This window comes from Gelidibacter pelagius, from assembly GCF_017581925.1.
In the GTDB taxonomy this organism is placed as follows: Bacteria; Bacteroidota; Bacteroidia; order Flavobacteriales; family Flavobacteriaceae; genus Gelidibacter; species Gelidibacter pelagius.
Genome location: NZ_JAGEVG010000005.1, coordinates 81,451 through 98,889 on the forward strand (window position 1 = coordinate 81,451; position 17,439 = coordinate 98,889).

Consider the following 17,439-nt stretch of genomic DNA (forward strand, 5'->3'; position numbering starts at 1 on the left):
CAACGTAAATTATATGGAATTTTGAGCCTTTGAGAATCTGTAAAGAAATCATTAATTTCATAGCATCATTACGCAAACTGTTAATAAAATTGTATAACTAAGACTCACTAGTATCAGTTTATTAAAATATCTTTGCTTTGTCTAATAATATAACATACAAAATAAACAAATACATGAAGTTTATCGTATCAAGTACCTATTTACTCAAACAATTACAAGTATTGGGAGGTGTCATAAATAGTTCAAACACCTTACCTATCTTGGATAATTTCTTGTTTGAATTGAATGATTCACAGCTTACTGTTTCTGCGAGCGATTTAGAGACCACAATGTCTTCAATTATAGATGTTGAAAGTACCAGTACGGGGAGTATTGCTTTACCCGCTCGATTACTATTGGACACCCTTAAAACATTTCCAGAACAACCTTTGACCTTTGTTGTTGAAGACAATCATACTGTTGAAATCAGTTCTAACCATGGTAAGTATGCTTTGGCATATGCTGACGGCAACGAATTCCCGAAAGCTGTAGCTTTAGAAAACCCCAGTACTACTACAGTTATGGGGGACATTTTAGCAACGGCCATTAGCAAAACGATATTTGCAGCAGGAAATGACGATTTACGTCCAGTAATGAGTGGTGTATTTTTTCAGTTTTCAACCGAAGGATTGACATTTGTCGCAACTGATGCCCATAAATTGGTTAAATACACTCGTGAAGATGTTACCGCAGATCAAGTGGCAGAATTTATAATGCCGAAAAAACCTTTAAATCTTTTAAAAGGTATTTTAGCTGGGAATGATGACGCCGTGACCATTGAATACAATGACTCCAATGCTAAGTTTACATTTGAAAACTCAGTACTGGTATGTCGATTGATTGATGGAAAATATCCTAATTATGAAGCCGTAATTCCGAAAGAGAATCCGAATAAGTTAACTATTGACAGAACCCAATTTTTGAATTCTGTAAGACGTGTCAGTATCTTTTCAAATAAAACGACCCATCAAATACGATTGAAAATTGCTGGTGCAGAATTAAACATTTCTGCAGAAGATATTGACTATAGCAATAAAGCAGAAGAGCGTTTGACTTGCGACTATCAAGGTGATGATATGCAAATAGGTTTCAACTCACGTTTCTTGACAGAGATGTTGAATAACCTTGGAGCGACTGATGTACAGCTTGAGATGAGTTTGCCAAATAGAGCAGGAATCCTAACCCCCATTGATGGACTTGATGATGGCGAACATGTCACCATGTTGGTGATGCCGGTAATGTTGAATAACTAACCAACCAATTCCTGCGAAGGCAGGAATCTCAGGTTTAACAGACCAATATCCTTATAAATGCTAAAAAACGCCTACCGTAATAAAGTAGGCGTTTTTATGTATATGAGATTAAGCCATCACATTATAATTATTAAAACTAAAAACGCGTTTTCCAAATACTTGAATTCGCGGTTTTAATCTGAGATTCCCACCTGCGTGGGAATGGTATTCCTGCGAAGGCAGAAATCTCAGGTTTAACAGACAAACATCCTTAATAATTCAAAAAACGACTACCGTAAGCAAGTGGGCGTTTTTATGTATATGAAATTAAACCAGAACATTATACTGACTGAAACTAAAAAACGCCTATTCCAACTACTTGAGCAGGCGTTCTAACATGAGATTCCCACCTGCGTGGGAATTTTAGGAAACAAAATTAAAAGACAGTGGATATTTCGGCGTTTCTCCGTTGCTGGCTTTGATAGCATTTATAACAGGAAACATAATTGCGATAAGGCCTAAAACTGCAAGCCCTAAAAGCCCCAGTCCAAACAATAAAATCAAAGGAACGCAAATAATACAATAGACAATCAGGCTTAACTGAAAGTTGATGATGTTTTTTCCATGGCTATCCATCTGATAAACCTTTTCCTTTTGGGTCAACCAAAGAATCAATGGTATAATTAAGCTTCCAAAACCTGTTACTAAAGTAATTAATTGGCTTAAATGTGTAATGATGATCAATGTTCTGTCTTCTCTCATTTTGATGGTGTGTTTTAGATGTTAATAAGCTGTGTTCATCTAAAAATCATCTTTAAAGGCGACCTAAAAGAAATTCGGTTTGTGATGATTGTTTTGATGATTGATGTAACTATATGACGATCAATAATCAAAAATGTTACACATTTCTAAAAACGATAATTTAACGAGACACCTCCATAATAATTTCGAGGGTTTCCAGGATAGTAATATCGTGGTTCGGAATTGCCGAAACCGGTGGCATTGATAAGAATTGAAGATGCATATTTAGTATCGGCAAGATTGTTAATTCCAAAAATGACTTTAAACTTTAATGCTTTAAAAAGTTGAGCGGAATAATCAAGCTTTAGGTTTAAGAGGCTATACGCATCACTATAAAGGCTATTGCCATCATTCATTGGCATTTCGCCAACATAGAGGTGATTGATATAGAAAGCCATTTTATTATAATTTAAAGCTACTCCAGACGCAAGCGATATATTTGGAACTCCCGTGAGTTCATTGCCTGAATAATCGATCTCCTCGTTTATAAATTCTTTAAATCGATGCCAATTGATAGCCGCATTAAAGTAAGGTGATATATTAATTGCATCCGTTAAAACAAGTTTGTATTCGGTTGAGATTTCCAGTCCTTTGTGTAAGGTGCGTCCGGCATTTCTACCAATATATTGGTCATCGCCGACTCTTTGGGCAACCAATAAGTCCTGAATATCCATGATGTAATAAGACGCCATGACATGCCATCTCCTGTTGAAGAAATAAGCGTCACTTCCAATTTCATAATTACAACCTTTTTCTGGGCTTATCTCCGGATTAATGACACCATCAGGAGTCAAAGTCTCCTCTAAACTGGGATAATTAAAACCGTAACCTACATTTGCAAAAAGTTGCTGATACGGTGTGAATTGGTAGGTCATGTTGAAGTTTGGTGCGACAATAGCATCAAAGTTCCTTGAGGCACTTTTATTAGCTTCTTCGAGATTAAATTCGTCCAGAAAATCATATTTGGTTTTGTTATAATTAACCCCAACCTGAAGTGTTACTTTTTCCAATACAGGCAGTGTTACACTTGAAAACAGATTCAGTTGTGATCTATCTTCGCGATTATCACTTAATAAAACGCCTTCCAAGCTGCCATTGCCATTGTTTGAAGCATAACGATTTTCAATAGTTTTCCAATGGAATTCATCTTTGAAAACTTCAGTTCCAAAGTTCCATACGGCCTTCCGACCTAAAAAATCAAAATTGTTGGTAAAAACGCTCCGTAAACCAAAACCATTGGTGAATTCATCCAAGATATTAAATGGGCGTGGCTCATAATGGTCATTATAAGTGTGGAATACACTGGTGCTGTTTTCGAACTTTTCAGAGAATTTATAAGTTAAGTTAATCCCAAGCAAGCTTTTCTTATCGGCTTCATAACCTTTTGCCTGTCCCCAGGTAAATGCTGCTTTTGATGGGTTTTCCAAATAATCAGTCTTTCCTATTGAACTTGGAATCTGTGCCATATAATTGGTGTGATTAACCAATAACGAAAGTTGCATTTTATCATTCAACTTATAACTCGAATTCAGAAAATATGAGTTCCTGTTATACTGCCCGTTATCACGATACCCTTCCATTTCCAAATGGTCATAATTAAAATGAAGAGAAAAATTCTCATCAGAAAAACTTAATGATGTACTATTTTTAAACAAACCGAAAGACCCTACGGTGGTTCTATTATCGATTGAATAGCCATTCGATTTAGGGTATTTGGAATTTAGAAGTATTGTTCCACCAAGGTTGGTACCGTATAAAGTACTTTTAGGCCCCTTTATGATTTCTATAGACTGCAAATCTTCCGGATCATAAATATCCAATGCGGTTTCTCCCACACCATTGGTAATTGGTATCCCATTGAAATACGCTTTAATTTTATTGGTCCCGTATAGGGTGCGCGATCCTACCCCACGTATCGTGATCCGGTTTGTGTTTATTGCACCGCTTTGAATATAGACGCCTGCTACTTTGTTTAGGGCATCCACAACCGCCACCTGGCTTTGTTGATCGAGCGCTACACTTGTTACTGTTGAAGATGGAATAATCGAGTTGCTTTTTATTTCTAATGGCGCACTAATTAGCACTTCACCAAGTTCTTCAATTTCAATATTTGCTTTTAGATAAAATATTTGATCGGTTTTAGAAAACACATATTTTATAAATTGATAATTGGGATGCTCGAGTTTGATGTTCAGTGGAAGACTCAAGCCTTTTGGAAGTACAAATAGGCCATTGACATCCGTTTTGGAAACCACTCGATTTTGATTAACGACGGAGACATTGGAAACGGGAATTCCTTGTTCAGTTTTAACGAATCCCTTTAGGTCTTGTGCTTGGAGCATATTAAAAAAAACGATCATGAAAGTCATAACCGTTTGCAAGAATAAAAATCTCATTTTCTTTTATTGTATATTAAAACTGACTTTTTAAAAATGACAGTGTCAGCAGCATCATTAAGGAACATATTATATTGCAACTCGGCATTAAAATCAATTGCATGCTCAAAAACATCTGAACTTTTAGCATCCGCAATGAAAGCTTTCAACTGATCTTCATGTTATATCTGTTTTCAATTGTCAAATGTAACAAAGTATATTCAAAAACTATGAGCTGCTAAGTAATCTGACAGACCAATGAGGCTTTTCTTTTTGAACCCGAAATACAACATGTAAAAAAACCCAAGGTTTTAAAATGCCATGGGAAGGGTACTCGTTATTTTGTGGTTCCTCTTAAAACCAATTTGGTTTTGATAGTGGTCGTCACATGTTCTGTTTTGGATTTTTGATTTAATCTATCAATCATGAGTTTAACGGAAGCTTTACCGATATCAAAAGTATGCTGTGAGATGGTGGATAATTTAGGCTCAGTAAAAACCAAAACATTTTCATCGGAAAATCCGATAATGGATAATTTTTCAGGAATGCTATATCCTTTTTTTAAGGCTTTATGCAGCGCCACAACACCAGAGGTATTATCAACGGATAAAATACCATCGACGTTTTTATTTGAATCAAACAAATGATCAACGACCTCCTCCAAATCATCAGCTTTGGTTACGGAAATAACTACAGGTTCCTGTTTATATGAAGCGTCTTCTTGCAAAGCTTTGAGATACCCATTGGTTCTTAGCTTTCCAACGCTCAATTTTTCAATATCGCTAATGAGTACAATATGTTTCCGTCCTTCATTTAATAAATGTTTGGTAGCCTCATAAGCTGCACCAAAATCGTCGATAATGACCTTATCGCACTCGAGATCGTCACATACCCTATCAAACAAGACCATAGGCAGGCCACGGTCTAAAACTCTTGAGATATGTTCAGTTTTGTTTTTTTTCTGAGTTTCTTCAGCAATGGACATGATAAATCCGTCAACACTACCGTTTGACAGCAATTGAAGACTGTTTTCCTCTTTAGATAAAAGTTCATTGGAAACACAGGTAATTATATTGTAGCCCTGTTTTGTGGCTTCCATTTCAATGGCATAAAGCGCCTTTGCAAAAAAATGATTAAGAACATCCGGAATAATGACGCCCAATGTGTTGGTTTTATTGCTTTTTAGGCTCAACGCCATTTTATTTGGCTGGTAATTGAGATGTTTAGCCAATTCCTTAACACGTTGAATCGTATCTTTACCAATTTCAGGACTATCGTTTAAAGCTTTAGAGACTGTTGATACGGACACATTTAATTGTTCTGCTAAGTGTTTGAGCGTTACCATGGCTATTTAAAATTAAAAAAGAGTATACTTTATAAAAGTACACTCTTTATTTCTAATACAATATGGTTGCTCAGTTTTTTAACAACCTAATAAAATTCATAGTGTTATTTCCCTTCATTATCGGGAAATATAACCTGTCTGAATACTGTCTTCTTAGTCCTTAAACATCTTTACATAATCAACAGTAAATTCTTGAGGGAAAATGGTATCATCAACTTCCGGTCCTCCAAAATTCCCACCCACCGCAAGATTGAGCAATAGATAAAATGGTTTGTCAAATGGCCAAGTGCTGTCATCCTTTATTTCTGGCGAAAACGTATAGACTAAAACCTCATCAATATAGAATTTGATGAAGTCTTTTGTCCAATGACATTTGTAAACATGAAAACCATCTTCAATAGTTTCTATAGTCGTGACTTGTGTGTTTTTAGACTGACCATAGCTGTCTGGCGTGTGCAATGTGGTGTGAATTTCGTGGGGATTCTTGCCAACATATTCCATAATATCAATTTCACCAGATTGTGGCCAACTTACTTCCGAAATATCACTACCTAACATCCATACCGCTGGCCAGACACCCTTACCTGTAGCTAATTTTGCACGCACTTCAATCGTGCCATATTGAAACTCAATATTGTCTTTAGTGTTAATTTTTCCCGAGGTATAGGTGGTTCCATCGAACCTCGCAGTAAGCACAAGATTTCCATCCCTTACTTCGACATTGTCCTTGGAATAAATTTGTCGCTCATTATTTCCCCATCCACAAAGATTAGGGCAACCATCACCAAGCTCATAATTCCAAATAGCTTCATTCAATTGCGTGCCATCAAAATGTTCCTCCAAGATAAGTTCTTGCGATTGCACAGTATTGAACATGGCGAATGTAATGATAATTATGGCGTTGATCAATTTCATTTTAATTCGAATTTAGAAGTTAACGTTGCATCAGAACTGCCACCAACAAAAACACTGAAGGCTCCCGGTTCCACAATAAATTTTCCGTCGTTATCATAAAAGCCCAATTCAGCTTCTGATAATGTAAATTTTATAATCTTGGATTCCTTCGGATTTAGTTCTACCAGTTCAAAACCTTTCAATTCTCGAACAGGTCGCGTGACACTTGCAAATTCATCTCTTAAATATAACTGTGCTACTTCCTTTCCTTTGACATCACCAGTATTGGTCAATTTGACAGATACGGTAACCTTATCGTTTGAAACTACCTCAACTTTAAGGTCACTATAACCAAACGAGGTGTAGCTCAAACCATATCCAAAAGGATATAAAGGGGCGTTACTGACATCTGTATAATGTGACCAGAAGACCTCTCCTTGACCAGGATTCAATGGTCTCCCTGTACTTTTATGATTGTAATAAATAGGCACTTGTCCCACATTTTTTGGAAAGGTCATTGGCAATTTGCCACTCGGGTTATAATCACCATAAAGTACTTTGGCGATGGCATGGCCACTTTGTGTGCCCAAATGCCATCCTTCTACAATCGCTGGAATGTGTTCATCTGCCCATTCGATCGTTAAAGGTCGGCCGTTATTGAGTACCAATACAATATTCTTATTGGCTTTATAAACCGTTTCCAACAATTCTTGCTGAACGCCAGTCAGACCAATTTCTGAGCGACTTCTGCCCTCGCCTGAATGGAGGCCGTGCTCGCCCAACACCATCACCACAACATCTGCGTTTTTGGCCGCAGTTACAGCTGAAGCAAATCCGCTTTTGTCCGATACATTGATGGTCAATTCTTTTGGGAACAAAGTTTCTCCTGTAACAACATCAGCACCTTTTTCATAGGTTAAAGTATTGCCTTTATAGGCTTGCATGCCTTCCAAAACTGTTACTGCAGTTTCATCATCAGCGGCAATACGCCAGCTTCCCAACGGACTTGTTTTATCATTTGCCAAGGCCCCAATCAACGCTATTTTTTGACCGTTCTTTTTTAATGGCAGTATATTGTTTTCATTCTTTAACAAAACAATAGATTTTATCGCCATATCTAAAGCAGCGTCCAGGATTCTTTTGCTTCCGATCACTTCTTTTTCAACGGTTTCATTTAAATATTTATACGGATCATCAAAAAGTCCGAGTTCATATTTTACTCTAAGAATTCGTTTTACCGCATCGTCAATTAAACTTACATCAACACGACCTTCGTTAACAAGACTTGCCAATTCATTGACATAGGCGTAAGATTCCATGTCCATATCCGCCCCAGCTGTTATAGCTATTTCAGCTGCTTGACGACGATTTTCAGCATACCGGTGCGCGATCATTTCATTGATGGAACCCCAATCGGTAACCATAAAGCCTTGAAAATCCCATTCACCTTTTAAAATATCACGTTGTAAAAATGCGCTCCCAGTTGCAGGAATCCCATTCAACTCATTAAAAGCATTCATGAACGTTCTCACTCCAGCTTCTTTTGCTGCTTTAAAAGGTGGTAAAAGAACATTGTATAATGTTGAAGTACCCACATCAACGGTGTTGTAATCTTTACCCGCCTCAGGAAATCCGTAGCCCACAAAATGCTTAGCGCAGGCCGCAATCGTATTGGCCAACGCCAAATCATCACCTTGAAAACCCTCTACTCGCGCTACGGCAATTAAAGACGCTAAATACGGATCTTCTCCCGCACCTTCCATGACCCGTCCCCATCTCGCATCACGGGAAATATCGACCATTGGCGCAAATGTCCAGTTAATACCAGAGGCCGCAGCTTCTTCTGCTGCAACTTGTGCGGATAGCTTTATCGCTTCCAAATCCCAACTTGCTGCTTCAGCAAGTGGAATGGGACTGATGGTTTTATATCCGTGGATGACGTCAAAACCGATAATCAACGGAATGCCCAAACGCGTTTCTTCAACCGCAATTTTTTGAACTTCCCTGACTTCTTTGACGCCTCTTACATTAAGCATGGAACCTACCAAGCCTTTTTTTAGATGCTCATACTTGTTGGCTGCATCGCCTTCAGAAGGCACTGGGCCTGTCACATCCCAAAAGCCATTATATTGGTTCATTTGACCAATCTTTTCTTCCAAGGTCATTCGAGCCAAAAGTGCATTCACTTTAAGTTCAATAGAATCTACTTCCTTGGTGAAAGTAGTGTTATGATCACTACTGTTAGCGTTGGCTTCTCCACAAGAAACCAACACTGTCAGCAGGCTGCTACTAATCATTATAATTAAAAAATTCTTCATTTATTGGTATACTTTTATATAATCAATTTCTAATGTCGATGCCGTAAAATCTGGATCGATTGCTCCGCCAAAATTCCCACCCATAGCAACATTCAAAATCAGAAAGAAATCTGCGTTGAATGGTGTGTCAGCATTATTTGGAAAGGTGTGATACACCTTGTCATCAACTAAAAATTTGATGAACTCTGGTGTCCATTCCACACTGTAGTTATGGAATTCAGTTGATGCTGTAGGAACATTAGTCGTTTTCCCAATGCCGTTGCCTCCGGAATTTCCTGTATAGTGCAATGTTGAATGGATCGTGTTTTGATCGTTCCCGACGTGCTCCATGATATCAATTTCACCACAGGCAGGCCATGTAACCGTGGTGTAATTTTGTCCCAACATCCAAATAGCTGGCCAGGTGCCTCCTCCAGAAGGAAGTTTTGCCCTGACTTCTACTCTACCGTAGGTGAATGCAAAGATGCCATCCGTTTTTATTCTGGACGAGGTATATCCTCCATTTTCAGCCTTGGCTGTGATCTTTAAAGTGCCATCTTCAATCTTGACATTATCAGGGTTATTCGTGTAGGTTTGCGATTCGCTATTGCCCCAGCCATTATCGCCTGTACCAAGGTCATATGTCCACTTGGAAGGATCTGGTGCACCATCAACGTCAAAAGTATCTTCCCAAATCAGATCATTATAAATGGTGCTGAACTCGTCGTCCACTTCTGGTTCTTCAGAGGTAATGATAAACCACCAACTAAAATCGCCATTTCCATCCACTGTCGTCAAAATCATTTCATTTGGGGCCGATCTATCAAAAATTTTGTATTGATGGCTGCCACCGGTATAGTAACCGATAAAACCAAGCCCAGATAATGTAATAGTTTCTGATCCACCTGGCGCACTAATTTGCCAATTTTCAGTATAGTCGTTATAAGGATAATTGAAAACATCATCTCCATCTACAGTCCCACCTCCCGGGCCACCTAACTCATCGACTAAATTTTTACGGCCAAAGACGGCACCACTTGTATCAGTGACTGGATCATCGTTCGTGTTATTGGTAATATGGGTAAAGCTTCCATCACTATTAAAAATATAGCGATCGTTGTACATGCCTACACCAGCTTTTTCTTCTGGACCAGCACCGTACCATTCGGCTGGAATATTTCCACCAACTGGACCAAGTCCAAAATGACCTGCTTTTTCTGATTTGATGCGCCAAGTTTTACTGCCATCACCATATAAAAGTTCCAACAAATCCGCTGGAGGTGTATAATCAACAAATACCTCGACCTCTATAGTGGTTGAAGTCGAAATTCCACCAGTACCATAGGCAATCACCACAACTTGATAATTGAATATCCCAGAATTTGGGCTTGTAAATGGTATGGATGCAAGACCCCTTTGGCTCAGTTGCTGACTTTCTTGACCGATAATTTTATAGGTTATCGCATTAGTTGCAGTTGCTGTAATATTAACCACTCCACTCCCATCTCCGTAGGGATGATCAGCATCCACTCCAACAATTTCGGCCATTACTTGCAGATTTGTAGGCGCTACGATATCACCTATTACTGCATCGTCTTCTTGACAACTGACCACCATTACGGCCGTTAGGAGTAAAAAGGTATATAAATATTTTAGATTTTTCATACTACTGTTTTTTTCTTCTAATTGTGAAAATAAAGATTATCTATATAAACGGTCGCTCCTGATGACTCAAAGAGCAATTGTGTAATTCCTGAACGATCAGTCGTAAAAGCTGATAAAGGTAGTTCTATACTAACCCAGCTTCCATTGGCCACAGTTGACAAGAATTCTATATCTTCCTTTAATGGATCTCCATCACCTTGAGTGGTATTCACCAATTTTAATCCCAATGATGTGGCATCTGGAGACCAATAGTCAAAATGTACATGGGTCATAGCAGAGAGATCTGTTGGATTGTCATAGCTGGTGACGATACCTGTATAGTTTAATTGTTCGTATTTCCAGGTATTGTTTCCATCAATAACTACTTCTGTCAATTGCGTTGTTTGTGACCAATCGGGATTCAGTTCGCTAATGCCCACATTGGTATAAGCGTCACTGTAAATTGAAATCACATTTGCTGCCGATAACGTTGGTGTTGGCGCCGCCGATTCAGGCTCTGATGAAGCCGAAGAACCTTTATAAAAATAAAGATTATCTATATAAACGGTCGCTCCTGATGACTCAAAGAGCAATTGTGTAATTCCGGAACGATCAGTCGTAAAAACTGATAAAGGTAGTTCTACACTAACCCAGCTTCCATTGACCACAGTTGACACGAATTCTATATCTTCTTTTAATGGGTCTCCATCACCATAACCGGTATTCACCAATTTTAGGCCCAATGATGTGGCATCTGGAGACCAATAGTCAAAATGTACATGGGTCATCTCAGACAAATCTGTTGGATTGTCATAACTGGTCACGATACCAGTATAGTTTAACAATTCGTATTTCCAGGTATTGTTACCATCAATAATCACTTCTGTCAATTGCGTTGTTTGTGACCAATCAGGATTCAGCTCGCTGATGCCTACACTGGCATAAGCGTCACTGTAAATTGAAATCACATCGGCTGCCGGTAAGGTTGGTGTTGGCGCAGCGGATTCAGGTCCTGATGACGCTGAAGAGTCCTTATAAAAATAGAGGTTGTCAATGAATATGGTTCCTCCAGCAGGAATCCCATCAAATTTGAATTGGTGAATATCATTCATGGATAGACCTTGACTGGTAAACTCAGATAGTGGGATGTCGTAACTGTTCCACTGGCCTGCTACAAGATCCTTCTGAACGAATTTCTCGCCCGTTGCGATACTTATTGGGTAAATATCCAACGCCATATTTTCGTCAGCAGTCCAAACATCTATATGTAAGAACTCCATTTGAGAGGCATCTGCGGTAGCACCAAACTGAATTCCTTGATAGTTTAAATTACCGTATTGGATGATATGATCACCATCGATATCAATTTGATTATAAGTTGTTGATTGCCCCCAGTTCGGATAAAAATCTGTGTCCGCAATATTTTCATAGGCATCGCTGAATATTGAAATGACATCAGTTGCTGCTCTATTGGGCTGCGTTGGTGCTGCATTTATAGGTTGCAGAATTTCGACGACCTCAAATTCTTTTGTATAGGAAGCTGTTTCAATCGCCGCACTAAATGCTGTAACTGATATTGTATAAGTACCGGCCTCGTGATATGTGTAAGTGGTTATGTCATCAATATTGGACATGATAGGTTCACTGCCATCACCAAAATCGACGCTATAACTCAATGCGAAATCTGCAGAAGCCGTAACATTGACGGTTTTGGAAATAGTACCATCATTTTCTATAGTAACGATTAAATTTTGAGGTGCTTCAAAAGAAACGTCTATCTCTTGGTTTACTGTAGTGGAAAGCCCATTGAGACCATTAGCCGTAATACTTAGGGTGTACGTGCCTTCTTCATAGATGTGCTTCAAGCTTTTACCAGTTGGTATCACCCCAGAAGGATCAGAATTATCTCCAAAATCCACATTAAAGGAGACTGCACCTTCACCTATTGGTGTAATGGTAACTGCTCCAGTGTTATCTTGACTCACAGTCACTGAGGCTGACACGTTTGATGGCGGAGCAATCTTGTCTACAAAATCTGTATTGACATCATCCTGTGAGCAACCGAAAAGTGTGAACACTATAAGACTTAAACTAAATATATATTTTACTGTTTTCATGTCGTTATTTTTTTAGTATCCGGCATTCTGGGTTAAACCAGAGATGTCTATTTCTCTTTGAGGAATTGGAAAAAGTCCCAATGTTGCCGCATTATAGCCTCTACTTCCTAAAACATCAGCAGCTTGTCCTGTTCTCACTAAATCGAAAAAACGATCGCCTTCCATTCCTAACTCTAAACGTCTTTCGTCCCAAACTGCTTGAACTGTTGCAGTAACCCTGTGATCTTGATCACCGAATGCTCTATCACGTACTCTATCTAAATAGGTTTGTGCTGCTGCTTGGTTTGGAGATGAGGCTCTCAGGTTCGCTTCTGCTGCCATTAACAACACTTCTGAATAGCGAATGGTACGCTGGTTGTTTTCGTAGTTCAATTCTGGTTGTCCGCTGGTTTGGCCTTTTCTTGGCAAATATTTTTTATTATACAAGCCTGTGTTTTTAAAAGGTGCCACTTGGTAGGTCACATTCAAACTTGGATTATTAGTAGCGTAGGCCTCAACATCAAAGGTCGTAGCCTCTCTTCTTTGATCGCCATCTTCAAATGCTGCTGCTAAATCTTGCGTAGGTAAATTTGTACTCCAACCTGAATTATAAGGCATTTCGGATGACCCATTAAACCCTCTAACCCCACATTGTTGAACAGCAAGATTTCCTTGGCCTCTTGTAATACCGCCCCAATTATAATAGGGCTGCCCGTTAGAGTATTGAACCTCGTAAACAGATTCTGGGCCGTTTTCTCCAGACAATAAAAAGATGTCGTCAAAATTAGTCACCAAACTGAACGGACCATCTACAACGCTTTGAAGTACTGGAACCGCTTCGTCAAATTTTTCTTGATATAAATACACTTTCCCCAATAAGGCCTGTGCTGCATATTTGGTAATTCGTCCTTGTTGGGATTGTGAGGTTGGCAAAACACTAATGGCATGAATCAAATCTTTTTCCATTTGTGCATAGACTTCAGATTTTGGAGATCTTTGCAAAGTGCCAAAATCTGAAAGGCCTAATTTATGATCCGTGAACAAGACCACATCTCCAAACATTTTAACGAGATTGAAATAATAAAAGGCTCTTAAAAAGTGGATTTCACCATAAAGTGCATCCTTACCTTCAAAGCTTACCGTGTTACCTAAAAGATTAACATCTTTATAGCCTATCAAGTAATTGGTTCTGTTCACCCCTTCGTACGCCGATTGCCATAAATCCTGTAACGTACTATTATTGGTCAATATCGTATAATCATCTATTTGTTGAAACGCCACAACATCAGAAGCATTTTCACCACCTGCTACGGCATTATCCGAAGCAACATCTCCAACAACAATCACTTGATTTAACCATTGTGTCGGTGTATAACAACTTACTGCCATGGCCTGATAATCTGCTTCTGATTGCAAATAATCTACTTCTGTAACTTGGTACTCATCATGTGGATCAAAATCAACCACATCTGAACAACCCAAAAAGATTGAAAGTATGATGATTAACCCTATACTATTTTTTATACTTTTCATACTAATTTATTTTTAGTTGTTAAAATTTAAGATCTAAACCAATTAAAAATGTTCTTGCTTGTGGATACGCACCTCTATCAATACCTGTATCCAAAATCCCTCCAGATATTTCCGGATCGAAACCTTGATATTTAGTAAGCGTCAATAGATTTTTAGCTTGGGCATAGATTCGTACTTGACTAAATCCTGCATTTAAACTTTCTGGTATGGTATAACCTAAAATCAAACTTTTAATTTTGATAAAACTCCCATCTTCTACATATCTGTCAGATGGTCTAATATTACTGTTGGTATCTGCAAAAGTGTAGCGAGGATTTTTCGCATCATTAGTTGTCCCTTCTCCGGTCCATCTATTTAAAATGCTTCTATCCTTGTTAGTAAACTGTGCATTACGTTCGTAGGCTCGGAAAATATCATTACCTACTGATGCGTAAGTGAACATGTTTAAATCGAAATTCTTATAGTCAAAACCTAAATTCCAACCGATATTAAATTTTGGAAACGGATCTCCAATTTTCGTTTTATCTTCATCGTTGATAATTCCGTCATTGTTAGTATCCACAAACCGAATATCTCCTAATTGCGCTCCTGCTTGTGTGGCATGGGCATCAATTTCAGCTTGGTTTTGAAATAAACCATTCGTTTTATACCCGTAAAAATAACCCGGTGTAAAGCCCTTTTCAAAACGTGTAGCAAATTGGCTTTGGCCATTGAAATATGAGCCTCCTGGTTCAAATGCCGTACCATCATTATTGGTATCAGTCACCAGATTTCTTGAGGTTGTAAAGTTAACTGACGTATTGAATTTAAAGTCTTTATGTCCACTATTTCTATACCCTATAGTTAAGTCTATACCTTTACTTTCTGTGCTTCCTATATTAGATTTCACAGGCTCTGAAGTACCCGCATACAGTGGGGGTGCCTCTGTAAACAATAAGCCTTCAACCGATTTATTAAAATAATCGACAGTTAAAGACACATTGTTGAACAAAGTAGCATCAAAACCGATATTGTACTGGGTCTGTTCTTCCCAACGTAGAAATGGGTTATCAAACGAGTTTACGGTCGCTCCAGAAACAAATTCAGTTCCGAAGGTGTATCCATTACTATTCGCTGTGGAATTGTAGCTTGGACCACCAATAGTGATACTTACATATTGCGGGTCTACGTTTTCGTTACCAACGGTACCATAACTCCCTCTTAATTTCAAGAAATTAATGGCATCATAATTAAAGAAATCCTCGTTGGTTATTACCCAACCTAAAGACCCTGCATAAAAGTTTGCAAATTTATTGCCTTTACCAAAAGCTATCGATCCATCGCGTCGTGCAGAAAATGATGCTAAGTACTTACTTTCGTAATCGTAATTGATTCTACTAAAGTAAGATAGGTTTCTTCGTTCTAAATAATGACGACTATATCCTGTATAAGCATTGGTGTTTAATTTAGTGTTGACTCCTGTAGCTGCTTCTATATCTGCCCAAGCCCAAGAATTATCCCTGACATCCTGTCTGGTAGCACCCATTTCATTTCCTGTAGATTTACTTCTCGAAATCCCTAAAACAAAGTCGAAATTATGGCTGTCTTTAAGAGTAAATTCATAATTCGCAAAGGTTTCAAGCGTATAATTGAAATTAGCATTTTTCCTTTCAGTGACACTGTTATGGAACGACGGAACTATGGTTGTTGTTCCATCGTCATTAGGAACCTCTTGTGTCTTAACAGTGCCATCTGGATTATAATCACTGGACACGTTGTTTGGTCCATAATAGGCTAATGGTGAAAAACTTTTGCTTGTGTGATCCCATTTGGTATAACCTAAACGTGAGGTTATTTTAAGATTGTCCAAAATATCATATTGCAATTCAAATTTACCATATAACTTATCTCCATTATTTCTGTTATAAGTATCCTCTAATCTCTGAACCGGATTAAATATTTCAGACAACAACAAGTTACTATATCCGTGCGTTGCAAAATCATTTGGATCTGTATTGTACGGTGATACTGTAGGATCAAAATTTATAGCGTTGCCAAGAATAGAGTTAAAGGAATTCTCTGCAATAGTTTGACTTTTAATGTTTGCATAACTTGTATTGACTATAAACTTCAATTTAGAAGTTAATTGAAAATCAATGTTCGCCGTGACATTCAGTCGATTAAAATTAGATTTATCAATACCTCCTACAATACCTCCTTGGCTTAAATAACCAGTAGATAAAAAATAGCCCACCTTTTCTGAACCGCCTCGAGCAGAAAGATTATATGAAGTTATTTGGGCATCTTTAAAAATTTCATCTTGCCAATCTGTACCTCTTCCTAAAGTAGAAATATCCGGGAATATTAAATTCCCGCCAGACACGACACTACCCTCATTTATGATAGTAGCATATTCTGAAGCATTTAAAAGGCCTATTTTTCTATCCACAGATTGGAAACCTGTGTAGGCATTAAATGAAAACTCTGTTTTTTCATTGTTTCTACCGCTCTTGGTGGTCACGACAATTACCCCATTACCACCTTTAACACCATAAATGGCTGTTGTAGCGGCATCTTTCAAAATGTTTATCGATTGAATGTCTGCCGAATTTATGGAGTTCAAGTCATCTAAGCTCTGAGGTACCCCATCAATAATGACCACTGGGTCAGTACCCGAAAACGAAGGAATACCCCTTACCAATACCGTTGGTTTACTTCCTGGAGCTCCACCTTGTATCACCGCAACACCTGAGGCATTACCCTGAAGAGCTTCTTCAACCCTTAACGGTTTCAGTTGCTCAATAGTTTCGGACTTCACTGTTGAAATCGCACCAGAGACATCGGTAACTTTTTGCGTCCCGTAGCCAATGACTACAATTTCATCGAGAGCTTGAGCGTCCTCCCTTAATATAATAGTCATAGGTTGATCATTCACAACCGTTACTTCCTGATTTTGATATCCTACATAAGAGAACACCAAAATTGAATTGATGCCAACAGCATCTATACTGAAGTTACCATCAAAATCGGTAGAAGCACCTTTTGAGGTATTCTTAACAATGACGTTTACTCCAATAAGAGGTTGGCCGCTTTCTAAATCCTTTACAGTCCCTTTAACATTAATAGTTTGACTAAATGCTAAGGTTGTAGATAGGAGAATTAAAAATGAGAGAAATTTTGTTATCATAGTTTAAAACTTTATGG

The 17,439-nt window shown here is 38.3% G+C and carries 10 protein-coding genes; 1 reads left to right on the forward strand and 9 read right to left on the reverse strand.

The window, feature by feature from the left end:
* Positions 1 to 173 precede the first annotated feature (173 nt).
* Positions 174 to 1,292, forward strand: coding sequence for a DNA polymerase III subunit beta (dnaN, locus tag J4051_RS05755; RefSeq protein ID WP_208232907.1), 1,119 nt, complete (start codon positions 174 to 176; stop codon positions 1,290 to 1,292).
* A gap of 402 nt (positions 1,293 to 1,694) precedes the next feature.
* Here the strand turns inward: dnaN and J4051_RS05760 are convergent, their stop codons facing one another.
* The 9 genes from J4051_RS05760 to J4051_RS05800 all read right to left on the reverse strand — a co-directional run bounded on the left by J4051_RS05760 (position 1,695) and on the right by J4051_RS05800 (position 17,422).
* A complete protein-coding gene (locus J4051_RS05760; RefSeq protein ID WP_208232908.1) occupies positions 1,695 to 2,033 on the reverse strand; it encodes a DUF4870 domain-containing protein in 339 nt (112 codons plus the stop codon).
* Positions 2,034 to 2,179: 146 nt separating this feature from the next.
* Complete coding sequence (locus J4051_RS05765) at positions 2,180 to 4,468, reverse strand: TonB-dependent receptor family protein (protein ID WP_208232909.1); 2,289 nt, start codon at positions 4,466 to 4,468, stop codon at positions 2,180 to 2,182.
* 316 nt (positions 4,469 to 4,784) lie between these two features.
* Positions 4,785 to 5,792 (reverse strand): LacI family DNA-binding transcriptional regulator, encoded by a 1,008-nt coding sequence (locus J4051_RS05770; RefSeq protein ID WP_208232910.1) that lies wholly within the window; start codon positions 5,790 to 5,792, stop codon positions 4,785 to 4,787.
* A 153-nt stretch (positions 5,793 to 5,945) separates the two neighbouring features.
* A complete protein-coding gene (locus J4051_RS05775) occupies positions 5,946 to 6,707 on the reverse strand; it encodes a glycoside hydrolase family 16 protein (RefSeq protein ID WP_208232911.1) in 762 nt (253 codons plus the stop codon).
* Positions 6,704 to 9,004: a beta-glucosidase BglX gene (gene bglX / locus J4051_RS05780; protein WP_208232912.1), complete on the reverse strand. Its 2,301-nt coding sequence runs from the start codon at positions 9,002 to 9,004 to the stop codon at positions 6,704 to 6,706. The genes J4051_RS05775 and bglX overlap by 4 nt, the downstream gene beginning before the upstream one ends.
* Entirely contained in the window at positions 9,005 to 10,648 is a 1,644-nt protein-coding gene (locus J4051_RS05785) for a glycoside hydrolase family 16 protein (protein WP_208232913.1), read from the reverse strand.
* A 17-nt stretch (positions 10,649 to 10,665) separates the two neighbouring features.
* Positions 10,666 to 12,744: a PKD domain-containing protein gene (locus J4051_RS05790; RefSeq protein WP_208232914.1), complete on the reverse strand. Its 2,079-nt coding sequence runs from the start codon at positions 12,742 to 12,744 to the stop codon at positions 10,666 to 10,668.
* Positions 12,745 to 12,756: 12 nt separating this feature from the next.
* Positions 12,757 to 14,256, reverse strand: a complete 1,500-nt coding sequence (locus tag J4051_RS05795) for a RagB/SusD family nutrient uptake outer membrane protein (protein WP_208232915.1) — start codon at positions 14,254 to 14,256, stop codon at positions 12,757 to 12,759.
* 19 nt (positions 14,257 to 14,275) lie between these two features.
* Entirely contained in the window at positions 14,276 to 17,422 is a 3,147-nt protein-coding gene (locus J4051_RS05800) for a SusC/RagA family TonB-linked outer membrane protein (protein ID WP_208232916.1), read from the reverse strand.
* Positions 17,423 to 17,439 lie beyond the last annotated feature (17 nt).